23 protein-coding genes are annotated in these 26,319 nt (G+C 40.0%); 6 read left to right on the top strand and 17 right to left on the bottom strand.

Annotated elements, in window-relative coordinates; genetic code table 11:
* Positions 1–4 precede the first annotated feature (4 nt).
* From mnhG to acs, 8 genes are all read right to left on the bottom strand, one after another.
* Entirely contained in the window at positions 5–430 is a 426-nt protein-coding gene (gene mnhG, locus CLV99_RS15865; protein WP_133585491.1) for a monovalent cation/H(+) antiporter subunit G, read from the bottom strand.
* Positions 423–695: a monovalent cation/H+ antiporter complex subunit F gene (locus tag CLV99_RS15860; RefSeq protein ID WP_133585490.1), complete on the bottom strand. Its 273-nt coding sequence runs from the start codon at positions 693–695 to the stop codon at positions 423–425. The genes mnhG and CLV99_RS15860 overlap by 8 nt, the downstream gene beginning before the upstream one ends.
* A complete protein-coding gene (locus CLV99_RS15855) occupies positions 692–1,168 on the bottom strand; it encodes a Na+/H+ antiporter subunit E (protein WP_133585489.1) in 477 nt (158 codons plus the stop codon). The genes CLV99_RS15860 and CLV99_RS15855 overlap by 4 nt, the downstream gene beginning before the upstream one ends.
* 4 nt (positions 1,169–1,172) lie before the next feature.
* Positions 1,173–2,681, bottom strand: coding sequence for a proton-conducting transporter transmembrane domain-containing protein (locus CLV99_RS15850; RefSeq protein ID WP_133585488.1), 1,509 nt, complete (start codon positions 2,679–2,681; stop codon positions 1,173–1,175).
* A complete protein-coding gene (locus tag CLV99_RS15845; RefSeq protein WP_021068689.1) occupies positions 2,678–3,034 on the bottom strand; it encodes a Na+/H+ antiporter subunit C in 357 nt (118 codons plus the stop codon). The genes CLV99_RS15850 and CLV99_RS15845 overlap by 4 nt, the downstream gene beginning before the upstream one ends.
* Positions 3,034–3,459, bottom strand: a complete 426-nt coding sequence (locus tag CLV99_RS15840; RefSeq protein ID WP_133585487.1) for a Na+/H+ antiporter subunit B — start codon at positions 3,457–3,459, stop codon at positions 3,034–3,036. Before CLV99_RS15840 ends, CLV99_RS15845 begins: the two co-directional genes overlap by 1 nt.
* Before the next feature lie 121 nt (positions 3,460–3,580).
* The gene (locus CLV99_RS15835; protein ID WP_133585486.1) at positions 3,581–5,890 is read right to left on the bottom strand and encodes a putative monovalent cation/H+ antiporter subunit A; all 2,310 of its coding nucleotides are present in this window, start codon (positions 5,888–5,890) and stop codon (positions 3,581–3,583) included.
* Between the two features lie 257 nt (positions 5,891–6,147).
* Positions 6,148–8,064: an acetate--CoA ligase gene (gene acs, locus CLV99_RS15830; RefSeq protein WP_133585485.1), complete on the bottom strand. Its 1,917-nt coding sequence runs from the start codon at positions 8,062–8,064 to the stop codon at positions 6,148–6,150.
* A gap of 185 nt (positions 8,065–8,249) precedes the next feature.
* Here acs and CLV99_RS15825 point away from each other — a divergent pair, with 185 nt between their 5' ends.
* Positions 8,250–9,113: a UbiA prenyltransferase family protein gene (locus tag CLV99_RS15825; protein ID WP_133585484.1), complete on the top strand. Its 864-nt coding sequence runs from the start codon at positions 8,250–8,252 to the stop codon at positions 9,111–9,113.
* On the opposite strand, the gene CLV99_RS15820 is transcribed toward CLV99_RS15825, so the two are convergent.
* The 3 genes from CLV99_RS15820 to rsmA are packed head-to-tail and all read right to left on the bottom strand — an operon-like array spanning position 9,099 to position 11,979.
* Positions 9,099–10,025, bottom strand: coding sequence for an NAD(P)-dependent oxidoreductase (locus tag CLV99_RS15820; protein WP_133585483.1), 927 nt, complete (start codon positions 10,023–10,025; stop codon positions 9,099–9,101). The genes CLV99_RS15825 and CLV99_RS15820 overlap by 15 nt on opposite strands.
* A gap of 1 nt (position 10,026) precedes the next feature.
* Positions 10,027–11,187, bottom strand: a complete 1,161-nt coding sequence (locus CLV99_RS15815; protein ID WP_133585482.1) for an FAD-dependent monooxygenase — start codon at positions 11,185–11,187, stop codon at positions 10,027–10,029.
* Between the two features lie 12 nt (positions 11,188–11,199).
* On the bottom strand, positions 11,200–11,979 hold the full coding sequence (gene rsmA / locus CLV99_RS15810; RefSeq protein WP_133585481.1) for a 16S rRNA (adenine(1518)-N(6)/adenine(1519)-N(6))-dimethyltransferase RsmA: 780 nt from the start codon (positions 11,977–11,979) through the stop codon (positions 11,200–11,202).
* A 189-nt stretch (positions 11,980–12,168) separates the two neighbouring features.
* Here rsmA and pdxA point away from each other — a divergent pair, with 189 nt between their 5' ends.
* From pdxA to miaA, 4 genes are all read left to right on the top strand, one after another.
* Positions 12,169–13,224: a 4-hydroxythreonine-4-phosphate dehydrogenase PdxA gene (pdxA, locus tag CLV99_RS15805; protein WP_133585480.1), complete on the top strand. Its 1,056-nt coding sequence runs from the start codon at positions 12,169–12,171 to the stop codon at positions 13,222–13,224.
* A 97-nt stretch (positions 13,225–13,321) separates the two neighbouring features.
* Positions 13,322–14,752, top strand: a complete 1,431-nt coding sequence (locus CLV99_RS15800; RefSeq protein WP_133585479.1) for a CCA tRNA nucleotidyltransferase — start codon at positions 13,322–13,324, stop codon at positions 14,750–14,752.
* Positions 14,753–14,801: 49 nt separating this feature from the next.
* The gene (locus CLV99_RS15795; RefSeq protein ID WP_133585478.1) at positions 14,802–15,386 is read left to right on the top strand and encodes an IS1096 element passenger TnpR family protein; all 585 of its coding nucleotides are present in this window, start codon (positions 14,802–14,804) and stop codon (positions 15,384–15,386) included.
* A 6-nt stretch (positions 15,387–15,392) separates the two neighbouring features.
* Positions 15,393–16,313 (top strand): tRNA (adenosine(37)-N6)-dimethylallyltransferase MiaA, encoded by a 921-nt coding sequence (gene miaA / locus CLV99_RS15790; RefSeq protein ID WP_317126634.1) that lies wholly within the window; start codon positions 15,393–15,395, stop codon positions 16,311–16,313.
* Positions 16,314–16,317: 4 nt separating this feature from the next.
* Here miaA and CLV99_RS15785 read toward each other — a convergent pair whose 3' ends face one another.
* The 5 genes from CLV99_RS15785 to CLV99_RS15765 form a co-directional block, all read right to left on the bottom strand.
* Positions 16,318–17,199 carry a lysylphosphatidylglycerol synthase transmembrane domain-containing protein gene (locus tag CLV99_RS15785; protein WP_133585476.1) on the bottom strand — a complete coding sequence of 294 codons (882 nt, stop codon included), beginning with the start codon at positions 17,197–17,199 and terminating at the stop codon, positions 16,318–16,320.
* Positions 17,183–17,980, bottom strand: a complete 798-nt coding sequence (locus tag CLV99_RS15780; RefSeq protein ID WP_133585475.1) for a polysaccharide deacetylase family protein — start codon at positions 17,978–17,980, stop codon at positions 17,183–17,185. Before CLV99_RS15780 ends, CLV99_RS15785 begins: the two co-directional genes overlap by 17 nt.
* Positions 17,977–18,927 carry a glycosyltransferase family 2 protein gene (locus CLV99_RS15775; protein WP_133585474.1) on the bottom strand — a complete coding sequence of 317 codons (951 nt, stop codon included), beginning with the start codon at positions 18,925–18,927 and terminating at the stop codon, positions 17,977–17,979. The genes CLV99_RS15780 and CLV99_RS15775 overlap by 4 nt, the downstream gene beginning before the upstream one ends.
* Positions 18,924–20,114, bottom strand: coding sequence for a glycosyltransferase family 87 protein (locus CLV99_RS15770; RefSeq protein ID WP_133585473.1), 1,191 nt, complete (start codon positions 20,112–20,114; stop codon positions 18,924–18,926). Before CLV99_RS15770 ends, CLV99_RS15775 begins: the two co-directional genes overlap by 4 nt.
* Before the next feature lie 409 nt (positions 20,115–20,523).
* A complete protein-coding gene (locus tag CLV99_RS15765; protein WP_133585472.1) occupies positions 20,524–21,591 on the bottom strand; it encodes a branched-chain amino acid aminotransferase in 1,068 nt (355 codons plus the stop codon).
* 158 nt (positions 21,592–21,749) lie between these two features.
* On the opposite strand from CLV99_RS15765, the gene CLV99_RS15760 reads away from it, so the two are divergent.
* Positions 21,750–23,516 carry an OmpA family protein gene (locus CLV99_RS15760; RefSeq protein WP_133585471.1) on the top strand — a complete coding sequence of 589 codons (1,767 nt, stop codon included), beginning with the start codon at positions 21,750–21,752 and terminating at the stop codon, positions 23,514–23,516.
* A 226-nt stretch (positions 23,517–23,742) separates the two neighbouring features.
* Here CLV99_RS15760 and CLV99_RS15755 read toward each other — a convergent pair whose 3' ends face one another.
* Complete coding sequence (locus CLV99_RS15755; RefSeq protein ID WP_133585470.1) at positions 23,743–26,319, bottom strand: CHAT domain-containing protein; 2,577 nt, start codon at positions 26,317–26,319, stop codon at positions 23,743–23,745.

Genomic DNA, 26,319 nt, shown 5'->3' with positions numbered 1-26,319 from the left:
GGTTTTACTTTGTTTCTTCTTCGCTCTCTGCTATCTGTCCTTGAGGCTGTTCGCTATCTGTTTTTTGTTCAGAAGGTTTTTCATTTTTGAGTAATCCTGTCTCTTTATCATATTGTCCAGCCAATTCATCAATAATAGTTCCTTTCCATAGGGGAGTTCCCGTTAGGTAGGCCGCACGGCCTATCATATGGGCAGCAATAGGAGAAGTGATAATCAAAAAGAAGATAATAGCAATTGCCTTAGTACTAACTGAGATATCAGGGAATAATATAGCTGCACATAATAAAAGTAAACCGACCCCCATTGTAGCCGCTTTTACGGTGACCGATAGGCGAAGGTAGAAATCTGGCATTCTTAAAATACCAAGGGAGGCAAAGAAAATAGCTAATGCTCCAATAGTGCTTAATATAGCAATTAATATATCAATCATCTTCTCTTTTTTCTATGTAAAATGAAAAAGCTACAGTGCTTAAAAATGCAATAAGGGCCAAGATAATAGCTACATCTAACAGTACTTTTTGGTTAGATCTTATTGTGAAAATAGTAATAATTCCAATCCCAATTGTAATAATCAAATCAAGTGCTATTACACGATCTACGACCTTGGGGCCTTTTACAAGTCGGATAAATACCAGAATCACCGATATGGTGAGGATCGGGAGTATGAAATAATCGAAGTATGTGGCTAATGTCATCTTAAAGCTTCTAATAGTCTACGTTCTAATCCTGTTTTTGTCTCTTGTACGAATTTTTTAGGATCGTTAAGGTACATTACGTGTATATACATTGTTTTTCTGTCTTCGCTGATATCCAAGATCAGTGTACCTGGAGTAAGCGATATCATCATCGATAAAAGGTTGATCTCCATTTCCGTCTGTGCATTCATCGGATACCTGACGATTCCTGGACGCATAAAATAACGAGGTGTCATCACATCGTAGGCAACCTGTACATTTGCTTTGATCATCTGGAAGAGAAAATAGAATACAAAGCTGACGATTCGAGGTACTTTGTAGAAGTAACCACGGTCACCATCGTTTCGGCTCATGATCCACAAAATAGCAAAGCCGAGTAGAAACCCAAATAAAAAATTGGTATAATACATCGAACCAGTTAATGCTACCCAAATGAAGGAAAGCAGAAGGTTCATTAAAAACTGCTTAATCATACGCTTAGTTTCTTTTACCTAATACCGCTTCTATGTACGGTTGTGTATTGATTAATTGATCTGTAATTTTATCGACCAATTGAATAACTATTTCCGAATTTAACCCTATATATAGGGTTGCCAACCCTAACATTCCTATTGGTAATACAAGTAATATCTTGCGGACTAACGGTAAGGACTCAAATTTATTCTCTATTATCACATCGTCCGGTACATTCTTCCAGAATACTTCGGCCCACATCTTTGCTATAACATAGAGCGTGACGAAACTTCCCACAATCAGAGCACCTATGAATACATACTGAGATTGGGTAAAAGCCTCCTGGAATAAATATATCTTAGGCCAAAATCCTGAAAGTGGTGGGATCCCTACTAGCGAGAATAATACAATGGCTATAAGTAGGGATAGTTTTGGATATTCTGCATATAGCCCCCCATTTTTTTTCATATCCATACTGCCTCTCAGTTGTCCAATCAGACCCGCAATCAGAAACATATTTGTTTTTACCAAGATGTCATGGAATAAGTAGAATACAGTACCCATTAATGCGACTTTGGTAAACATACCTATACCCCCTATCATAAAGCCGATGTGACAGACAATCAGGTAGGAGAAAAGTCTGCGGATATTGGTTTTTATGAGTGCGCCAAAGCTTCCTGTAAGTATGGTAAATACAGCTATCCATACCAAAAGGTCTTTGGTAAATTGATCCGGAATAAATATGAGACTGAATACGCGAATCATGGCGTAGATTCCTACTTTAGTCAATAATCCTCCAAATGTAGCTGCTACAGCAGATGGTGGCGTGTGATAGGAGGATGGCAGCCAGTAGTATAATGGGAATACAGCCGATTTAATACCGAAACCCAATAAAAAGAAACAGGCAGTGATGCCAATTAGGGGGGAGTTCTGAACTTCTTTAATCTTAATAGCTAAGTCGGCCATATTCAGTGCACCGGTCATACCGTATAATATACCTATTCCTGTTAGAAAGAAAGTGGAGGCCAGAATGTTCATCGCCATATATTTGACTGCTCCCTCGAGTTGTGTCTTGCGCCCGCCTAAAGTCATTAATACGAAGGATGAAATAATAATGACTTCAAACCATACATAAAGGTTGAAAATATCTCCCGTCAAAAAGGCGCCATTTAATCCCATGACCAAAAAATGAAAAATAGGGAAGTAACCGTAATTCATCCGCTGTCTATTGAGACCTGTTGATGAAAATAAAGATACCGCAAGCCCAGCAAAGGACGTGATGAGTACCAGGGAACTACTGAGCAGGTCGGCTACAAACACGATTCCAAATGGCGATTCCCAATTGGAGGCATTCAGCGTCAAGATTCCTGTCTCGTTGACGCGAAGTAATAAGCGTAGTGAAAGAACGACCGCTAAGAAACTTCCAATTACGCTCATAAAGCGCTGTGTGACGGTCTTTCTCCACGCAATAAGTTGAAGGATCGCCGTAAACAGGTGGATGAAAACTGGAGCTAATATGTGGTTGTCTATCATATATCTTCTTCCTCAGGGGTATTTAAATCATCTAAATCATCCGAATCTACCAACGCGTAGACTCTTTTTAAAAGTACAATAGCAAAAGCCGTTAAAGCAAAGCTGATGACGATAGCGGTCAATATCAAAGCTTGAGGGATGGGGTCTGCAAAGACGTCTTGAAATAACTTTGCGTCTTCGTCGATGACCGGCGGTTTGCCTTTAGTAATCCCCGCTAGTAGAAATATCAAAATATTAGCACCGCTGCCCAGTAACATAATTCCAAGCAGCAACTTGACCATACTCCTACGAAGGATCAAATAAACCCCTGCAGCGTATAAAAGTCCTATCAGTATAATGAGTAATAATTCCATTAGCTATTTTCCTCCTCGTTGTTTAGGGCGATTGTAAACAGAATAGTCAGGACTACACCAATGACAACTAAGTAAACCCCTAGATCAAAAAATAGGGAAGAGCCGACCATACCAATTACAGGGATCGGGTGTTCAAACCAAAGTCCAGTCATTGGTGGAAGACCAAATGCCATGGGCATAACCATACTTATCGTTGATAATCCTAATCCAATGGGAATCAGTGAAAGTGGTTTTCTTTTTAAAAGTTTCATCGTCTGGGCAGTTCCATTGGCGAAACTGTGTAATACAAATGCTATAGAGGCGACTAGACCACCGACAAATCCTCCTCCAGGGTAATAGTGTCCCCGTAGTAGTAGGAAGAAGGAGAATAGTAGTAATATGGGAAGCAGATATTTGCTTGCAGATTGTAGTATCGGACTTTTCATATGTATACAATTATTTCATGATCCGTCAATTGATGGATCGGCCTGTCTTTAATGGCTGTTTGCCAATTGGAAGATCCAAAGTGTTCTCATTTCTGTCGCCCTGCTATATTGATGTTTCATATTATTCTCTCTCAGAGGATTTTAAACGTAAACGGATTAGACTATATACCCCTAGTGCAGCAATACTCAATACCACGGTTTCAAACATGGTATCTATTCCTCTGAAATCTACGAGAATGACATTTACTACATTTTTTCCTTTTGCTAAGAGATAAGCATTTTCTCCATAGAAATTAGAAACTTCTCTAGATATGGGTTCGGACCAGGCTTTTAAAGCAATTAGAGATAAGGTAACCCCAAATCCGAGTGAAACCAACGCGTCTCGGTAAAGTATCTTTTTGCTTGCAAAATTGATGAAGCCTGGAAGTTTGTATAGTACAAGGACAAATAGTACCGTAGATAGGGTATCTATGGTAAATTGCGTCATTGCTAAATCTGGAGCACTGTAGATTACGAATATCAAACAGATACAATAACCGATGACACTCATAGATACGACAGATGTAAGCCGGGAAGGTGTGGTTACGATAATATAAAGTGCACCAATCAATACCGCTACGATAACAACTTCGTAAATATCGGGATAGGTAAGCATCCATAGGTCTAACTTTATCGGGCCACTGACCCACAATTTATAGGCGAGCAATGCTTCTGCAAATAAAATTATTTTAAGATGGTAAGAACGTAGATAGCCATTATGGAATAGATTGGTAAACCATGTCGCAAAGCGGACAATATCATTAGCGTAGCCCGTTATGATGCACTGCGGTGAAACTTTGTCAAATTTTGCCAGCTTATCGAGTTTAGCTACACTTGGTTTGTTCAGTACATATATCAATGTACCTAGTAGTAACGTAGCGATACTCAGAACCAAAATCAGATTAAAGTGCCAGATTTGTAGGTTTTTGGTAAAAAAGGTTGCGGTGAGCGAACTGGCTGCAGGTATGCTTAAATAGTTGCCTGCAAATGCCGGGAATATGCCGAATGCAACGCCTAGGATAGCTAGCATCAATGGTGGAATCCATAACGATTTGCTAGGCATGTGAACATGTTCTAATTGTGTGGGTAGTTTTCCCGTAAAGGGCTTGATTCCGGCCATAAAACCCGCGGCCACAAGACCGATATTTGTCACAATCGCTAACCCTGTGAGTACCCATATATAATCGTTCAAAGGGCTATGTAGGGTAGCTTCATAGACTAAATCCTTCCCGATGAAACCAAAGGTAAATGGAAGCCCTGCACTGGATAGTGCTGCCAGCCCAGCGGCCAAAGCAACTGGAGGCATCACTTTTTTCAAACCTGCTAATATGGTGATATCTCGCGTACCGGTTTCATGATCAATGATTCCCGTAACCATAAACAAAGTTGCTTTGTACAAGGCATGGGCAAGGAGGAAAACCATTGCAGCGATGAAAGCATCTTGGGTTCCGATTCCTATTAAAAAGGTCAATATGCCTAATGCGGAGATGGTGGAGTAGGCTAATATACCTTTCAGGTCGATACGGAATAGAGCATGTATAGAAGCATAAAGCATCGTAATCCCTCCAACGATTATTAATGTATAGTTCCAATAATCGGTTCCTCCTAAAATTGGAGTAAAGCGTGCGAGTATATATATACCCGCTTTGACCATCGTAGCAGAATGCAAGTAAGCTGATACTGGCGTAGGAGCCTTCATCGCCCCGGGCAACCAAAAGTGAAACGGAAATTGTGCAGACTTGGTAAATGCTCCTATAAATAATAAGGAAATCACCAATGGGTACAGTGGATGATCTAGAATCAATGCCCTACTGTCCATCATCTCAGAGATACTAAATGTGCCAGCAATATTGGCAACGAGTATTAGGGCTGCGAGTAGGAAGAACCCTCCTAATCCTGTAATGCTAAGTGCGGTTAAAGCACTTTTGCGAGAGTCTTGGTTATCATTGTTAAAGCCAATTAGGAAGAAAGAAGAGATACTCGTCAGTTCCCAAAAAACAAATAGTAAAATGATGTTGTCCGATAGTACAACACCAAGCATGGCAGACATGAATAAAAAAAGATAACCGAAAAAACGGTCAAAATAGATATGACCTTTTAGGTAGTAACGGGCATAGGTGAAAATAGCTGTGCCAATTCCTGTAATCAATAATGCAAACAAGAGAGAAAGTCCATCAAGCCTTAAATCAAAGTTGACACCTAATGAAGGTACCCAACTGAAATGTTGCAGTTGTTGGTTGCCACTTGAAATCAAAGGGACGTGCGCAGCAAAAAATATAAATAAAAGAGCTGGTAAAATAGGTAGAACAAAACTCCACCTAGATTTTAAATGTTTGCCAATGAAGACCATTGAGCATGATGTAAATAATCCCGATAATATAGTTAATAGCATCTATCCCTTTTTCTGAAAGTGTCTATTTTATTGATTTTGTATAAATCAATGGCATCAAAAGCTCCCGTTAGTTGGGCGAGCCACTTGGATGACATTAAGGCCCTTCATGTCTTTGACTTCACTCCGAGGGAGTGCGAAAGTTTATGCACATTAATGGAATGTCATAAAAATAGTAAAAAACCTTGGTTTTTTTAGGTTTTTTTGAAGAAAACAGATGTAAAAAACAATAAGGGAGCTCTTTTGAGCTCCCTTATTGTTTATTTTTTAAATTCTTTGGATCCTTCGATGATGGCTTCTACCACAGTTGGGTCCTGTAGTGTAGAGGTATCACCTAGGCTCGATAATTCACCTTCAGCTACTTTTCGTAAGATGCGGCGCATTATTTTTCCTGATCTAGTCTTTGGGAGGTCAGTTACAAATTGAATGATATCTGGTTTTGCAATAGCACCGATCAGACGTGTTACCGTTTGTAAGATATCCTGACGTGTTTTTTCTGCATCGATGTGGTGATTAGCGATTACATAAGCATAGATGCCCTGTCCTTTTACGGGGTGTGGATAACCTACAATTGCTGATTCTACTACGTCAGCGTGCATGTTTATCGCATTTTCTACTTCGGCAGTTCCGATACGGTGACCAGAAACATTCAAAACATCATCTACACGACCTGTAATGCGGTAATAACCTTCTGGACTACGGTAACATCCATCGCCTGTAAAGTACATATCTTTGTATGTTGCAAAATAGGTCTGTCTGCAACGCTCATGGTCACCCCAAGTCGTCCGTAACATACCTGGCCAAGGGAATTTGATACACAGATTTCCAGAAACATCGTTGCCTTCAATCTCGTTTCCATTTTCATCCATTAAACAAGGCTGTACCCCTGGTAGAGGGAGCATAGCGTAACCCGGTACCTGAGGTGTTACTCCCGCGATAGGGGTGATGAGATGGCCTCCATTTTCTGTCTGCCACCAGGTATCTGCAATCGGACATTTACCCTTTCCGATTTTTTCATTGTACCAATTCCACGCTTCCTCATTGATAGGTTCGCCTACGGAACCTAATACGCGAAGGGAAGAGAGATCTTTATTGTCTACATAACTGTCGCCAAAAGCCATTAACGAACGGATTGCTGTAGGAGCAGTATATATAATATTGACTTTGTATTTGTCTACGATATCCCAGTATCTGCCTGCATCAGGGAAAGTAGGGATACCCTCAAACATCAAAGATGTCGCACCTTGGGATAATGGCCCGTATACAATATAGCTATGACCTGTAATCCAACCGATATCGGCTGTGCAAAAGTAAACTTCTCCAGGCTTGTACTGGAAGGTGTTGGCAAAGGTGTAACCTGTATAGACCATATAACCTGCCGTCGTATGGACCACACCTTTTGGTTTGCCTGTCGATCCAGAAGTGTATAATATAAAAAGTGTATCCTCCGAATCCATCTCCTCCGCAGGACAGGCAGGATTGCCTTGTGTCTCTACTTTCTTGATTTCATCTTCCCACCATACATCACGGCCTTTGATCATGGAGATAGGAGTGCGTGTACGGGTTAGAACAATTACCTTTTCAACGGATTGACATTGCATCAAAGCATCATCTACGATAGATTTGAGTTCTAGTACTTTAGTTCCACGGAAACCGCCATCTGAAGTGATGACTAGTTTACATTCAGCATCATTGATGCGGTCAGCGATAGACTGTGCAGAGAAGCCACCAAATACAACAGAGTGGATAGCCCCAATCCGTGCACAGGCCAATACTGCGATAACCAATTCAGGGACCATTGGCAGGTAGATACAGACCCGGTCACCTTTTTTTACATTGTTGTTTTTTAATACGTTGGCAAATTGCTCTACTTTTGCTAATAGCTGTTTGTAGGTTAAGATACGGTGTGCCTCAGATGGGTCGTTGGGTTCCCAAATTATAGCAGGCGTATCTCCATTTTTATAAATATGACGATCAAGACAGTTTTCTGTGATATTTAACTTACCTCCATCAAACCACTTAATATTTGGTTCTGTAAAATTCCAATTAAGAACATTGTTCCACTTTCTTTTCCAGAAAAAATTATCTGCTATTTCTCCCCAAAATTGCTCGGGATTGTCGACGCTTCTTTTATAAGCATCCTGATACTCCTCAAAGTTTTTAATTTGAAAACTCATTTCTTACTTCTGATTTTTAGTATAGGTCTATTATTATATATTTGTTATTCAAAACAGACATCAATTTATTTAGAACTGTAAAAGAGTCTGTTGTAAGGCTAATTTAATTTTTTTTGCGATTAAAAACTAATTTTTGTCACAAGAAGCTTTTTAATTTGTTGTGTCAATAGGCGAGATAGAATGGGATGAATCCACTCAAAAAAATATATCATTTTATAATTTTTAGTAATGTGTTGATTGCATCGGCCGCTATGGCCCAGTGTCTTTTGACCTATATCGTTCTCGGGTTGCCATCCAACTGGTATGTGGTAGGTATCGAGGGTACAGCTACATTATTGCTTTATAATTTTAGCCTATTTTTATCCAAACCAAAGAATCCCCAAGACTCTCCTTATTTAAGAACCAGGTGGGTTTTTGGACATGAACGTATATTTTGGTTGAATAATCTGATCGCATCAGTATTGCTTCTCTATTGTTTAGGTCATGTTCATTTTTATACCTGGCTGTTCTTGGGGGTGGTAGGGATAGTTAGTGTGGGGTATAGTCTACCCATTTTTCGTTTTTCTGGAAAAGCAGGCGGTTTACGGCAGGTTCCTGGGCTGAAACTTTTTCATATAGCAGTTGTATGGTCATTGAGTAGTGTAGGCTTGCCGGTTGTCGAAGCTTGGGGAGAAGCAGTGCCTGTAGATTGGGGACAAGCAAATGCACTAGGGTTCCTGAAAATTTTATTTCTACTGATTTGTACGCTACCCTTCGATATCAGGGATATGAAACAAGACTCCTATTATCATTTGAAAACTATCCCCCACCTTATAGGTGAGCGAAAAGCTAAGCTCCTATGCTATATTTTAATTGGAATACATATCTGTCTGTTGGTGACTGTACCGTTTGCGGTGCCTGCTAAAGCCGGGGTTATTTTAACGGATATTTTAATTGGTATCGCTTTGTACTTTGTGTTATTCAAGAAGAATGTGGGCTACCATCAAGTTTATTTGCTTGATGTAGCCCTATTGGTACAATACTTTTGCGTATTATTATTTGTCTTGTAGATGTATGATTTTATCCGCGAGGATAGCTGATAGCTTATAGTAACTTTCAAAGGTCCAGCCAGCAACATGCGGACTGAGTAATACATTGTCTCTCTGTATAAGGTTCGCATACCATTCTTCTTGTGCCAATGCAGGGAATTTCTCAATAGGCAGTACATCAAATGCTGCTCCAAGGATTTTGCCGTTGTCTAGGTTTTTCAATATCGCGGGGATATGTGCTATTCCTCCCCGAGCTCCCATTAAGAAGAAAATAGGTTTGCGGAAATGAAGGAGGTATTCTTCATCAACCATTCCTTTGGTTTCTCTCGTAAGAGGTATGTGAAAACTTAATATGTCGGCTCGTTTGACAACTTCTTCCATAGATACTTCTGTCGCATATTCATCCGAAAAACCAGTTTTATATTTGTCATAAGCGAGAACAGTAACACCAAATCCGGAGAGTTTTTTTGCCATAGCCTGACCGTTATGGCCATAGCCAATGAGGGCTATGGTACGTCCCATAAGTTCATAGCCTCGATTTTCTTCTCTCCTCCATTTCCCATTACGGATTTCTTTATCTCCTCGATTAAGGTTGTTCATCAGACTTAAGAGCATGCCGATCATATGCTCGCCTACGGCATCCCGATTTCCCTCATTAGCTGGTAGCAGTGTGATTCCTTTTGAGCTAGCGTAAGCTTCGTCAATATTATCCATTCCTGCACCAGAACGACCTATAAACTGGAGTTTAGTTCCTAGGTCTATAAAATTTTTGTCTACTTGAAACTTCGAACGGATGATTAGGCCGTCATAAGACGCAATCAATTGTTCCGCTTCCTCCCGTTTGATATCGGGTTGGTAGTTGTAAGAAATATTGTTTTCGTCGAATTTATCGAGTAATATTTTGTGGATGTCGTCTACAATTAGAATATTCATTTTAGGGTGTTTTTATCTGCATAAAGTCTCTAGACAGTAGTTTCGATAAGCTGCGTTGCTTTATTCGATTGGGAGCTATCCTAGCCAATGCGTTACGTAAGGCAATCAGCAGCGGGTTGTCCCATTGTGCGACGTGGCCAATCTGTCTAGAAGTGTCCGTGATATAACGGGTGCGTGCTAATCTTCTTTTTTCAAAAGAACGAAAGGCTTCGATTGTAGTCTTATTTTGCTGCAATTCGTCAATAAGTACAGCGACGTCTTCCAGTGCCTGACAGGCGCCTTGTCCCATATTGGGGGTGGTAGCGTGCCCTGCATCCCCAATGATCAAAATGTTATGGTAAGCAAGGTGTTCTAAAGGTTTGATATCAATAATGTCACTCCATATCAGGTCTTCGTCGCGGGTCGATTCTAGGATGGTAGAGATGGGGGCATGATAGTGTTGGAAACGTTTTTTTAAATCATTAGCTGTCGTACTCTTGAATATCGGGCTATTTGGCTCTCCATTGACACAGGCGTACCAATAGATACGGTTGTCAACCAATGGGGTAACTCCGAATCGACCAGCACTGCCCCAGCTTTCAAAGCCTTGGTTTAGTTTGATGCTGCTGTTGTCAATAGTAGCACGCCAGCAGGTATAACCCGAATACCGAGGGACGGAAGAGGGAACAAGCTGTTGGCGCAACAGTGATTTTACACCATCCGCGATTATCAGGTATTTGGTGGTATGTGTGCTGCCGTCCTCAAAGAAAACACGGACAGATTGCTCGTCCTGTTCTAGTCTGTTTGCTCTTTTCCCTAAAACGATGTTTTCCGTCCGAATTTGAGAGAGTAGATGACTATGTAAGTCGGCCCGATGTATAGCGAAGTTTTTTTGGCTGTATTGTTTAGAGAGACGTTTGGTGTCAGGACTGAAGAGGATGGTGCCGTTCGAACTGCGTATGTTGTAATTGTCGATATAGTAGCCCAGCTGTTCGATTCCTTCTTTAAGCCCGAGTATCTCTAAAGCTTGCATAGCATTGGCCGCCAAACCAAATCCGGCACCGATACCCTGTAGTAGTTGGCTCTGTTCGAATAGTCTAAAATCTCGGTCAATCGATTGAAGTGCTATTGCGGTCGTAAGTCCAGCAACACCTCCCCCTATAATTAGAAATTCGCTGTCCATAGTACTTTATAATTATCGTGAATTCGCTATTTCGTTGGTAAGCTGTACAAAATCTCCTACGGTAAGGCGTTCGGCGCGTAGTTCGTAAAGTGGATTGTCACTCATCTTATCTTTTTGGACGACAGCTGACAATGCGTTTCGTAGTGTTTTCCGACGTTGATTAAAGCCTGCTTTTACAACTTTCCAGAATAGTTGCTCGTCGCAATCTAGTTGTTCTACCTCATTCCGGGTCATACGCATCACGCCTGAAAGTACTTTGGGCGGAGGGTTGAAAGCTCCAGCCTTGACAGTAAACAAGTATTCTACCTTATAGTATGCTTGTAGAAAGACACTCAGTATACCATACTCTTTGCTTCCAGGTTTGGCGACACACCGTTCAGCAACTTCTTTTTGAAACATACCCGCCATTTGTATTACGCGATGTCTTTCGTCCAAGATTTTGAATAGAATCTGCGAGGAGATATTATAGGGGAAGTTGCCAATTATGGCCATTTTGTCGCCAAAGTACTTAGAAAAGTCAAGGGCTAGAAAATCGCCATGGATTAAACGATCACCTAGTTCGCTGTACTTGTCTGCTAAAAATTCAATAGATTCATCATCTACATCTATCAGGTAAGTTTCATACGCTGTCTTTTGTAATAAAAAATCAGAAAGAACACCCATCCCTGGGCCTACCTCTAGTACCTGTGTGAAGCCTAGCGATGGGGTCAAAGCTTCTACAATGCGTTGCGCCGCATTCTTATCGTTTAGAAAGTGTTGACCGAGATGTTTTTTTGCACGTACTGTACTCATGTGAAATGTCGAAAAATGAAATGTCTCAAAGCCCAAAAGTAAAAAGTAAAAAGAAGAAAAACGTCATGAATCTTTAAAATAAAGGTTATGGAGCATTACTATTTTTTATGCAATAAGGATAATTTCAATGCTCGAGTGTTTTTCCTTGCCTAATTTTTGTTACTTTTGAGTATAAAATGCTTTAATGAAATGAGTGAAAAATTAAAAGTAGGTATCAGTATAGGTGATTTAAACGGAGTCGGGATGGAAGTGATTATTAAATCACTGTTGGATAGCCGTGTTCTGGATTACTTTACGCCTATTGTATATGGTAATACTAAAAATGCTTCATTCCATCGTAAGGCAAATAATATCAATGATTTTAGCTTTAATGTAATTCAACATCCAGATCAAGCGAACGCCAAACGTGCTAACATCATTAACTGTTGGCAGGAAGATGTTAAGATTACCCTGGGTGAAGAAAATGAAATCGGAGGTAAGTATGCATTCATTTCGTTGGAGAGAGCTGTAGCAGATTTGGAAGCAGGAAAGATCGATGCGTTGGTCACGGCTCCTATCAATAAGCATAATATACAACAGGAAGGCTTTCGTTTTCCGGGACATACTGAATATCTTCAGCAGAAGGTTGGTGCAGACGATGTGCTGATGTTTATGCTTTGTGATGATCTGCGCGTAGGTGTAGTGACAGGGCATGTGCCGATAAAGGATGTGGCAGTTCAGATTACTGAAGAGGCAATACTTAAGAAGCTGAGGTTGATGAATAACAGTTTGAAGAAGGATTTTTGGATTCAAAAACCTAGAATCGCTGTACTCGGTCTGAACCCTCATGCTGGAGATAATGGTGTGATTGGTACAGAGGATGACGAGATTATCCGCCCTGCTGTAGTAAAGGCCAACGCTGAAGGTATCCTATGCTTTGGTCCCTATCCGGCAGATGGATTTTTTGCATCTACTACGTATTTGAAGTTTGATGCAGTATTAGCTATGTATCACGATCAAGGGCTTATTCCTTTCAAGCATATTGCAGACCGTAAAGGGGTGAATTATACAGCGGGGCTTCCAATTGTGCGCACCTCTCCAGATCACGGTACGGGTTACGATATCGCAGGAAAGAACTTAGCATCGCATGAGTCTTTTCTAGAAGCTATTTTTACAGCTGTACATATCGTTAAGAATCGTAGAGAACAGGCAGAACTGAGCGCAAGCCCATTGGCCTTCCGTAAGCTTTCGAGAGACAGAGACTAGAAGCATAACTTAATTAACTCTGTTAATAGTTCAGAAAATTCTTTTAAAATAAGTACTTTTGTAACTTGTTAGACCTCTAGGTCTGTATGCGCAAGCTATGATAGAACAATTACAACACCCTATATTTCCCATTATTAGAGATTTGGCCGATAAAACGGATACGGCCTGCTATGTCATTGGCGGATATGTCCGGGATCGGCTTATGGGGCGGCCATTTAAATACGATGTCGATATATTGGTGATTGGTTCTGGAATTGAGTTTGCTACTCTGCTAGGAGAACAATTGCGTACCAAGGTGGCGCTTTATAAGTCTTTTGGGACAGCGATGTTGGTGTATGATGGTTTGGATATAGAATTTGTAGGTGCCCGTAAAGAATCTTATAGAAGGGATTCGCGCAAACCTATCGTAGAGGACGGTACGTTGGAAGATGATCAGAATCGACGCGATTTTACCATTAATGCGATGGCCTATTCACTAAATGGAGCTACCTTTGGGCAGTTATTGGACCCTTTTGACGGGGTAGCAGATATACAGAATCGCATTATACGTACACCGTTGGATCCAAAAGAAACGTTTTCTGATGACCCGTTACGAATGATGCGTGCCATACGGTTTGCAACTCAGCTGAATTTCAAGATAGATATTAAAGCCATACAGGCGATTGTGGATAATAAGGACCGTATTAAGATTATATCGAAGGAACGGATTACGGACGAGCTTAATAAGATTATCCTATCGGCAAAACCTTCTATCGGTTTTCGTTATCTTTTTGATACGGGATTGTTGGAAATCATATTCCCTGCTATGCATCAATTGTATGGTGTCGAGATCGTTGACGGTCGAGGTCATAAGGATAACTTCTATCATACCTTGGAAGTATTGGATAATGTGGCAGAGCTTTCGGATGACCTATGGTTGAGGTGGGCTGCAATTATGCATGATATTGCTAAGCCAGCTACCAAAAGATTTGATAAGAAGGCAGGCTGGACTTTTCACGGACATGAAGATAAAGGTGCCCGTATGGTGCCCAAGCTTTTTGGAGAACTAAAACTGCCTCTGAACGAAAAAATGAAATTTGTTCAGAAGTTGGTACAACTGCATTTGAGGCCCATTGTATTAGCTCAAGATATTGTGACAGATTCGGCTGTAAGACGTTTGTTGTTTGAAGCAGGGGATGATATCGATGCATTGATGCTTTTGTGCCATGCTGACGTAACAACTAAAAATGAGTTTAAGAAAAAGAAATATAGAGATAATTTCGAACTGGTAAAGCAGAAGCTGAAGGACGTCGAAGAACGGGATCACTTGCGGAACTGGCAACCTCCAGTGACTGGAGAGGATATTATGCATGTCTTTGGATTAGGACCAGGTAAGCAGGTGGGGATAATCAAGAATGCTATTAGAGAAGCGATATTGGAAGGTGAAATCCCAAATGAAAGAGAAGCAGCTTATCAATTTATGGTGACACGAGCGAAGGGGCTCAACTTAGAACCGAAAGAAACATTGTCCTTAGTGACATCAAAATAATTTATATTTTTACATTTGGATAGGCGTAGGCTTATTTTCAATTTTGATTATGGCAATTTATAGATTTAGAGTAACATTTGAAGATTACGAAGATATATATCGTGACATCGATATGCCTTCAAAAAGTACGTTCGTGGAATTGCATCGGGAAATCCATAAGAGTACGGGGTACCAGGTCGATGCTTCTTCTTCTTTTTATGTAAGTAATGATCAATGGAAAAAAGGAACCGAAATTGCACTTATGCCATCTCAGCGTAAGATCGATGCCGGAGTTCTCTTGATGGAAGATATTCGCTTGAGTAAGTTTATCGATGATCCGCACCAGAAGTTTTATTATATCTATAATTTTGATCGCCCTTATGACTTTCATGTGGAGTTGGTGAAGATTTTAAAGGAAGAAGAAGGAAAAGAATATCCTGCCATTTTTAAATCGGTCGGACAGGCACCAAAAATGGTTGCCGCAGCTAATTTTCCGGTAGCCAGTGACGATGACGAAGACGATGAGTATGTAGAAGAAGCTACGGAAGAATATGGCGTCGATGAAGACGATGACTATGACACTATGGATGGCGATGATGAGGATGGGGAAGAAGAAGGCCAAGCGGAGTTTGGTAGTGTTGAAGAGGATTATTAAGCTATAGTGGCTACAGATAAAAAAAAGACACTAGTCGTAGTGGTTGGACCTACAGCAGTAGGTAAGACTGCTACGGCTATTTTTTTAGCACAACATTTTGCTACAGAAGTGCTATCGGCAGACTCTCGACAGTTCTATCGTGAAATGTCTATAGGTACTGCCAAGCCTGATTCGGACGAATTAAAGGCTGCCGTGCATCATTTTATTGACTCTCATTCGATAGAAGAAGAATACTCTGCGGGAGATTATGAAAGAGATGCATTGGGTTTACTAAGCGAACTCTTTCGTAAACATGATGTCGTGATCGCAGTAGGAGGCTCTGGTCTATTTGTTAGGGCACTTACAGAGGGACTCGATGATCTGCCTAAGGCACCCGATGGAGTGCGAGAGCGGTTGAATGAGCAATTTAGGAGGGAAGGCTTGGCTCCCTTAAAACAACGTCTTTTAGAAGTCGATCCTGCCTATTACGAAGTTGCAGATGTGGATAACCCACAGCGGGTGATACGTGCACTCGAGGTTTATGAAGCAACAGGCAATCCTATTATGTCCTACTACCAGAAGAATGCAGTCCGTGAACGAGCATTTGATGTCGTAACCGTTGGACTAAATATGGATAGGGGTGAATTATATGATCGTATCAATTTGCGTGTGGATAGGATGCTTGAAGCAGGATTACAAGAAGAAGTTAGATCTTTATCCGAATTTCGTAATAAACCTGCTTTGTTGACAGTCGGATATGCCGAGATGTTCGATTATTTTGATGGAAAGATTTCTTTGGAAGAAGCTGTCGACAAGATTAAACAAAACTCAAGGCGCTATGCAAAGCGGCAGATTACCTGGTTTAAAAAATACGGTAATACGACCTGGTTCGAGCCTCAAGAACTCGACTCGATAGTTCAATTTGTTGCTGATAAGCTAAAGGCTTAGTCTTTTAGTCTGCAATAGGCGAGTCTTCCAGATACTTGTTATAGAAGACGAAGTATAGTCCAGGGAGTGAAGCCAGTGCTGATATAACGTAGAAAAATAAACTTATTGCAACCCCAATCTGTGCATCTAGCGCATAGTATTCAGCACCATACATGAATACTAATTCTCTCGCTCCCAATCCGCCAATTGTTAGCGGAAATAAAGCAACAAGTGAAGAAACCATAAAGAGGACCAGATAGGGAGTATGGTTTTCTTTGATACCCAATGCGTACAACGTAAAAACGACAGATAAGACTTGACAGAGCTGTACACCCATTGCTTTAGCATTGGTCGTAACAAAACTAGATAAAAAGCTTTTGAAGCCGATGTGGTATATCAAGTAATAGACAATAGTTCCTACGATCATCAATAGCCAGATCCAAATGGTAGGTATATGGAGCTGTGGTAGTTTTAGAAGAAGGGCTAAAGATATAACACATAATGCCCATAGCCCACTCGCCTTATCAAGGAGAGTAGCTAAAATCAATTTGCGGGTATCTGCATGGTGTGTCTTCCGGAGGTAATAGATTTTATAGCCATCTCCACCTACACCACCAGGGAGAAACATATTATAGAACATGCCCAAGAGATAGAGTTTATAGTTGCTCCATTCGGATAGTTTTAAGCCCGTGGCCAAAAAATAAGAGCGTATCCTTGTCGAAGCAAAGATTTGTGAAACAAAAAATGCAACAAATGCCGCAAAGAGCATAAGGGGATCTGAGTTCTTCCAAATCGTTTTGACTGCGGACATATCTACATTATATACTACCCAAGTCAGGGCAGCGATAGTAAAAGATAGTTTGAAGACAACTTTAAGGATAGGCCATGCCTTAGTCCATATTCCCATTATTTATTTTTTTGCGTTGGATAAATTCTTTGAACGTTACAAAGTCAGCTTTGCTCTTCTTCATGCTGGCGATAAAGCTGTCCATGCGACGGATCATCTTTTTTCCTGTGTTTTTACGGACATAGAATGGGAAGCCAAATTTGACTTTGTCTGTTAGATCTGTAAATTCCCAAGGATGAAAATAGATGTTCAAGTAGGTATCCTTGTTGAGTGTCCACCGTGACAAACCATTGTATAGCCATAGTGGAAGGTTGTGAAAGGATAACCAGAATAAAGGAAAGCGCACGACAGGTGTAACTGAGGCGGGTATTTGTAAGACATTTTGTTGCCAAAAGTAACGTCTCGAAATATGGAGATTATTGTATCTTCCAGGAAGCCACGTTGGGTTTATAGAACTATTATAGATGTACCCTGCTTTTTCAACTTCCTTTTCGTCGACAGGTTGCATCCTCGCCATACGGTATCCTTGGATAGATACATCGAATAACTCCTCTAAAGCCGTTTTTGAGGCTAATAGATGTTCAGGACTAAAATCTGAATGATAATAACCATGCGATGCCAATTCATGCCCCTCCCGCAATAGACGGTGTATCGTACCTTGCGCATGCTGAGCGAATACGACTGTGCTAAAGAATGTTGCCTTTACCTGTTGCTTCGCCAGTATGTCTAGAATTGCTTCTGTCCCTTCAATAGAACGACGAATCTGCTCATCAAATGAGATATCCTTGTTGTATTCGAATGGCATGTCAAACTCTTCTATGTCAAAACTTAATAGTATCATGGCTTGTTTGGAGTGTTGATATTTGTAGAGCGTACAATATAATTAGGTCGTACTTTGACCTGCGTAAACATTTTACCGATATATATACCGATAATTCCGAGCATGATGAGTTGTAGACCACCAAAGAAAACAATGGTCATAATCAATGATGCCCAGCCCGATACTTCGTGTCCACTTAAGAATGCATACACGACATAGGGTAAATATAAAACGGATAGACCTGAAAACAAAAAACCTAGATATACAACCATATATAAAGGTTTGGTTGAGAAAGATGTTACTCCCTGCAAAGCAAAACGTAACATTTTTTTGAGCGAGTATTTTGACTGCCCCGAATGACGTTCAGCAGGGTTATACGAGATTGCAAACTGACGGTAACCTACCCATTTGACAAGGCCTCTAAGGAAAGGCTCATTTTCATGAAACTGTTTCATGACATCGACAACTGAACGGTCTAAAAGTCTATAATCTGCTGCTCCAGCTTCTAGTTGCACCGAAGAAAGCTTATTTAATACTTTGTAGAAAATCCGTGAAGTGAAGCGCTTTTTAAAAGGAAGTCTTTTGTCCTCTTTTCGGATGGTATAGACTACTTCATAGCCTTCTTGCCATTTTTTGATCAATTCAGGTATTAAAGATGGCGGATGTTGCATATCCCCATCCATACAGATGACAGCATCACCACGAGAGTAATCCATACCGGCTTTTACAGCTAGTTGATGACCAAAATTACGGGAAAATTCTAGGTAAAAAATATGTTTTGAATGTTGAGCTAGACTTTCGATAACAGCAATGCTATTATCGGTGCAGCCATCTGCAACAAAAATTATTTCTAACCCGTAATCCGGAAGTGTAGCAAAGGTGTCTTCTAGAGCGCTGGCTATTATTGGGATATTCTCGGCCTCATTATAGGCAGGTATGACAACAGAGACTAGTTTTTTTTCGATCATACTGTTGCCGATTTTTTATAGTCTATCGTTAACATTTCATAAACAATCGCAAACCAAACCAATACGCAAGGCAATGCTTTTAAAGAATAAGGGATGATATATTCCTCACGCACAAATTTTGGAAAAAGATCAGAAGGTGAAAAGCTCGTTAATAACATGGCAAGCACAAATAATGTAATCTGTGCGGGACTACGGGGCGCTGATTTCATCATAAACCATACCGCTACGCCAAACATGGCGATGATATAGGTTGGCGATTCTGAACTAGAACTGAAAATCACAGGAAATATCAGTACAGAACTAAGGAGAGCGAGCTGAAAACCTTGAGTCTTGTATTGACCAATACGCAAGTAGGGAAGTGCGAATAATAATAAGCCTACTGCAATAAATGGGGTATTGGGGATGGTTGGGTCGCCACTGATACGACGGACAATACCCATCAACGAAACGTCTTGTCGAGAACTTAAGGTGATGTTCTGACCATTTTTTTCTACTAAAGATTCATACCAGCCGATATAGTTATCATAGACATAGGTTGGCGTAGAAATAATTGAAGGTAAAAAGGCTAAAATGGGCAAAAGAATTAGCCCTGCAACTACAAACCGTATTTTGTTTTTTGAGAAGAAGAAAAATGCTAAGCCAACGATACCATATAGTTTGACTAAAAAACCAATTAGTATCATGACAACACCCCAGATATCTTTGCCTTTCACAATATAGGAAAAGGATAACAGCATTAGACCGACTAGCGCAATGTTAAATTGAAAGCCGAGGAGTGCCGTTAAGGTTTCATGGACACCTATGATGGCAATCCAGGATCGATTTTTTTCAGATATGGGTAGTTGGTAGATGCCCCAGCATAGGACAATGACGTTGACAATATTCCAGCTAACCATCCCAACGACATCAGGCAATAGTGCAAATGGCGCTATTAGCAGGGCGAAGAACGGTCCATAGTGGTTGCTGTCAAAATATTCGTTGGGATACAACGCGTATAAATCCAAAAACTCCTTGCTGTGCCAGTATACGTGTTTGAAAATTAGGTAATTGTTGAAGTTGCCCCGTAAATATTGTTTTGTCGCAGCTAGGATAGCTACTAGGATGTACAAGCCAATAACAAAGCGTCGATCTGTGACAATAGCTTCTGCACGATTTTTGAAACTATTAATTTTATTTTTTAACCCCATATAGCCGAAATCAATATTTCTTAAATAAGCATTCGATTTTAGTTCACACTGCTGGGGTTTAGACAGCTATCTCAAGTATGTTACTTTTGAAAGTATAGTGAAAACTACAGTTGATAATCCTTTGACTAAGTGTTAGTTATCTATGTATCAAATCTGAATATTGAAGAAAATAATTTTGTTAACAATTAAACAATTAAAGTCTTCTTCATGTTTTAAATAGATGACTCAAGACCTGGTCAAATATCTGTAAATTTATTGAAATGGACAAATTGTACTGTAGTAAGTCTATCTGGGTTAACGTGACTGACTATTGCTGTGTTATAATAGGAAAAGCTCTGTTTCTTGGATATAAAAAAGCCGAAGAATCAATTTCCTTCGGCTTTTCTTTATAATTTAATGTACTGTCTGTCTAGACAATAAAGTTCCATCCAAATGGATCTTCAATTTTGCCATAACGTAATTGGTTTAGATAGTCTAAGACTTTTAGAGAGAACTCACGACCTTCTGCCGGAGGTAGTGTGTAATCCTGTCCATTGAAACCAATACGATCTATATGAGTAATAGTTGCTGCTGTCCCGGCTGCAAAAGCTTCAGTCACTGTACCATTTTTAATTCCCTCGATCAGCTCTTCGACGGATACCTTACGTTGTTCGGTCTTGTATCCCCACTTTTCAGCAAGCTCCATGATCGTGCGACGTGTTACACCGTGCAAAATCGTGTCACCGTGTGGTGTTATTATGGTGTCACCTATGCGGAATATCAAATTGGCCGTTCCTGCTTCTTCGATATATTTGTGCTCGGCAGCATCAGTCCACATGATTTGGTCATATCCCTCATCGTTGGCCAATTGTGTAGGATATAAAGAAAGTGCATAGTTACCTGCATTTTTCGAGAATCCTACACCGCCTTCAGCAGCTCGGGTATAATGTGTTTCTACTTTTAACGATATAGGTTTGCTATAATAAGCACCTACCGGACAAGTGATAATAATAAATTTGTACGATATAGAAGGGTGCACACCTAATGCTGCTTCCGTCGCAAACATAAATGGACGGATGTATAATGCGGTACCTTCTTTTGACGGGATCCAATTCCGATCAATATCTAACAGTTTCTTTAATCCACCTAAGAATATTTCTTCCGGAACTTCCGGCATTTGTAAACGTGAAGCCGATTTGTTGAAACGCTCCCAGTTTTTGTCGGGACGAAAGATACTTACTGTACCATTCTCAAATTTGTAGCCTTTTACCCCTTCAAATATTGCTTGGCCATAGTGTAGGGCAGACATCGATGGGCTTACTGCGATATCGCCGTAGGGCTGGATGCTGACATCGGTCCATGTTCCGTTATTGTATTCGGCCACGAGCATGTGGTCCGACATAATCTGTCCGAATTTTAAATTGTTAAAGTCTACTTGCGAGAGTCTTGATTCTTTAGTTGGCTCTACGCGAATTGAAATTTGATCTGTCGCGCTCATATCAATGCTATAGTTTTTGAAAGTCGCAAGTTATGAAAAAAAAATGTGGATTTTCTTTCATTTCGGGGGTAACAAAAAAGAAATGGTCGTGATATAACAATACACGGGAAAAATCCGAGAAGGAAGCAACCCTAATTGTAAACTAAAAACAAAGACATATGAAAAAACTTTTACTCGCATTAATGTTATTTGGAATTACATTTTTAGCAATTGCCCAGGATAGGCAAAAAGGAGATTTCCAGATTGGAGTTCAGGGAGGGGGCAGCTTGCCCATTAATGACTATAAGAAAATTGGTGAAGCTAAAACTGGGTTTTATTCTGGTTTATTTATTGATAAGTATTTTAATGGAAACATGTTCGGGGTAGGTGTCGATGCGCGTTATATTCGTAATGATTTATCGAAAATAGATAGCTTCCATTTTGCTAATGGACATGTATCGACAACCTATAAAAATAGTGCTCGCTTTCAAGATTACCTTTTTACACTTGGTCCAAGTTATAAATTCACAAAGGATCGATTTCATATTGAAGCTTATGTACGAGGAGGGATAATGATGCAATATTTCCCTGAATATGATCGAACATTGACTTATTCGGACGTGAAAGGTACCTATGATTATAGTATTAAATCAACACAAAATGATATTACGAATAAGGCAAATAGTTGGGCAGGTCTTGGTGGATTACGAGCTAACTATATGTTGAGTACACATTTTGCATTATTTGCCCATATCGATTATGTGCGGACTTTTGGAACAAAATTCGGAAGTAAGCCAAGTCAGTTTTCTGTAAAGGAGAGTGTTTCTACGACAACTCCAATTACTACTTCTACTACCATAAACGGATACCTTGATCACTATGAAGAGGTGCCTATTGTAAAGAACACACTTCATCAAAGTCTACAGGTTGGTGCTGGTATCAAATATGTGTTTGCAAAGGAAAGCCCTAAAAATGTGACATTGATAGCTCCTGATCAAAATCGGTATGATGAAGTGGTGAAAACCAAAGTCGAAACCAAAGATTTACAGATTATGGTCCGTGATAAGCAAACTGATCTGGCCTTGAGTGGTGTTATCGTGTCTATAGAAGGGTCAAATACTGCCGAAAAGTCGACGACAGATGCGAATGGTTTGGCCAGTAAGATATCGGGGGTTAAAAGTGGTGTTTATCAGGTTGTAGGCGAAAAGAACGGCGTTAAAACACCGATCCTGACATTAACGGATGCGGACTTTAATACAAGCAGTGCTGTTATTTTTAAAGAGATATTTCATGATGATCCCCGCTTTACGTTGATAGGAGAGACTTTTGACTGTGCATTAGCACGTAACATGCCTAATATTAATACTGTTCTGACTAATAGTAAGAGTAGGGCAAATTCTAGCCAAATATCGGATGCAGAAGGAAAGTTTATATATCAGTTGGATGCTCAATCTGATTTTACACTGATGGCTAATCAGCAAGGTCAATATTCACAAACCGAGTTGGTATCCACCAAAGGTTTGGATCGTAGCCAAACTCTATATGTTACCTTGAAGTTGGGGGTGTGCGATTTAGAAAAGGATGGAAGTTGGGTTTTGAAAAACATTCTGTATGATTTTGATAAAAGTGATATTCGTCAAGACGCAGCTTTGGTATTGGACAATGTGGTAGCGATAATGAAGCAAAATCCGAGTTTGCGAATAGAGCTATCCAGCCATACGGATAGTAGAGGGGACGGTAATTACAATCTGAAGTTATCTCAACGTCGGGCTGATGCCGCTGTAGCTTATTTAGTAAATAATGGAATTGCTAAATCTAGATTGGTCGCAAAAGGGTATGGAGAGTCAAAGTTAGTGAATGACTGTGGCAATGATGTAGATTGTTCCGAGGAGCAACATCAAGAGAATAGACGGACAGAAATAAAAGTTTTAGAGTATGTTAAGTAGCGGATTTGAGTCGATGTACGTTTTGAGAAGTATCTATATATGTATTATATCGGTGTAGCAGATCTAAAAGTTATGATCAAACTTCAATAGCTACATGGCAATGAATAACAATCAAACCGATCCGTCAACTGACGGATCATGAAATAATTATATACTTATGAAAGAAGATTTGGAAGAATTGGAAGAAAGGGCTATGTATAGCGATGATGATTATAAACAGATGAGTCTATTTGGTTTTATTATAGGTTTTTTCGTTTTTATATTTGATCGCTTTGTAAAGCCATAATGTAAAGGGATATTGAAGGCCTAATAGGATTAGGATAGCCGTACCCCAAAGATAATAGGATAGGTTTGAAGATTTCTTCAAACCTATTTCATTTCCTATCCCAGTATAGTTGATGTTCGCCCAATACCATGGGTTTTGTTCCACTGAACCTGCTGATTGGAGGTAACTTCGTTTAGCTTCTCCTAAGGCACATATGGGATCCCTAGTTTGATCTAATTGTTTATAAAATGAGGTCGTGAGGTCTAGCATAGTCTGGTCGTTTGCGAACCAAAATGTAGATACGACCGAGGGTACATTTTTACTTAGGAATACCCGTTGTATGCTTTCTGTACCTTCTGAGGGAAGGGGTTTTCCGTAACCTGTATTACAGGCGGATAGAAATACCAAAGGTGTTTTCATTTCGTAAAACCGTAATTGATTGGTTGAAATAGCTTGATTCAAATATATAATCGGAGGGGCTGTGGTGTCCAGAATGGTATGGGCCGCTATATGTACAATATTCGGTTGGGCAAATTGCTTACGGATAGTAGAGTCATTTTGTTTATCAGGGCCAATTTTTTGTGACGAGAAACTATTGTAGATACGTTCTACTTCGGTGTTTACAAATTGTAGGTTGGGGAGAGGAGAGGGATATTCTGACCGATAAAATATACTGATTTTTGATTCTTCTCTTGCTTTCTTGCTTAAGAAATCAAATAGCAAAAATGAGTTTAAGTACGCGAAATTATGTTTCTTGACCAGAAAGTCCTCATCACATAACGCATCAAAAGGGAAGCCATAGAGTTGGGCGTCTAAAGAAATGAAAACATTACGTTGTGCACTTCCAAGGTCAGGAAGCAGTTCGTTCGTTAGGTATTGTGCCTGTTCTCGGTATTCTTTTGGATTCTGATTATAATTATTGGGCGTGTCTCCAAAATATTTTGCTTTGAAAGATAGAAGCTTTGATAGGGGAGTGGATGCTGAATTCCTTTTGAAGGAAAACTCCTGTCCTGATTTATGGATAATCGTTATGCTACTATCGTTATGGATAAAATAAGTGTAAAAATCACTGTTAGGTTTATTCAAGTGTTTTAAAAAACTTGCCTTTTGAGGGGTGAATTGAGTTGCTTCGAAGTGTTTTTCGGAAAGTTCAAACTCTATCATTGCTTTTTTGAGACGTTCTGATAGCCTTCTCTTCTCGTTTGTATCGACCGAAATATCTATTTTGTGGTAGAGATCCCGAATGGTCCGCATTCCGATTTTCGTTTTGTTAGATGAGCTGTTCCAACTCTCTGAGCGATTGATTTCATTAATCAAAAGTCGGGCTTTACTCAATTCGATGCACCAAAGTAGTTGCTGCACAATTTCTTTTCTTTGACTTAGGCCAGCCTTGCTCTGTATGAGATCTATGATGTTTTGGATAGTTTCCTTATTGAGTATATTGTTTCTTAGCTGATCTTTACTACTGACAATCAACTGTTGGGTTCTAAAATCGTTTTCTACAGCCCATTCATAGTAATACAGTGCCGAGTCTAATAGCTGTTGTGAGGTATACAGCCTTGCTTTACCTATTAGTGCTTGGGTATAGGTGTAATCCAGAATATATGCTTTGTCTTCCGGATTGAAGTAGGACAAGGTATTATCGTAGGCAGCTAGCGCGGCATTGAGGTGGTGTTGTTCCCGCAAGATATCTCCCTTTTTTAATGTCAGTTTAGCTTTGAATCTATTTTGGTCATTTGGAAAACTCTCTTCAGCGATAGTGATCGCTTCATTGACATATTTGCTATCTTTTTCGAGACTTCCTTTTAATCCCAACGCTGCTATGTACCAGAGTAAAGTGTCTCCTTCTAGATGGCTCTGTTTGAAATTACGTAAAGCTAGATCATTGTAATAAGTGCTCTCTTTCTTGTTCCGTTCCTCTTCATAGACCGTAGCGAGTGTGTTGTAGAGCAGTGCGCTAGATAAGGTATTACTTGGACGTTTTATGGACTGAAGGAGAATTGTTTTAGCACTATCTAGATCTGCATTATATAAATATGCATTCGCTAGGTTATTGCTTAGTCGTACTATTTCGTTGTTGTCTTTTGTCTCCGATAGTGCTTTCTGTAATAGTGCTATTGCTTTCTGTGTATCGTTGATTTGTACGTACAGATTGGCCAGCGGAGTTATGATTTCGGTGTTTATATTTTCCGTTGGAACCTGATTGGCTTTTATGTAGTTATACGCTTTTTCATAATATTTGACACTTCCGAAATTATCTCCGTGTTGGAGGAGACCATAGCCCATAAATAACAGACCATAAGCATACATTTCCTTTTGATACGGACTGTTAGCCTGCACTGTTAGGTGATTGAAAAATGAATCAGGGTTACTCACATATTGCGCTGGTCGTTCATAAGCAATACTTTCAAAAGACTCAAAAATAGAGTCCAGTTGTTCTTCACTATATATAGGTGAAGAAGACTTATCAATCGTTGAGCTCGGTCTGTTACAGGATAGGAACAAAAAAATGTATATCGGTAGTGAGCGAAGTATCAT

The sequence above is a fragment of the Sphingobacterium yanglingense genome, assembly GCF_004363245.1.
Classification (GTDB): Bacteria; Bacteroidota; Bacteroidia; order Sphingobacteriales; family Sphingobacteriaceae; genus Sphingobacterium; species Sphingobacterium yanglingense.
This window is presented reverse-complemented; position numbering and strand designations above follow the sequence as displayed.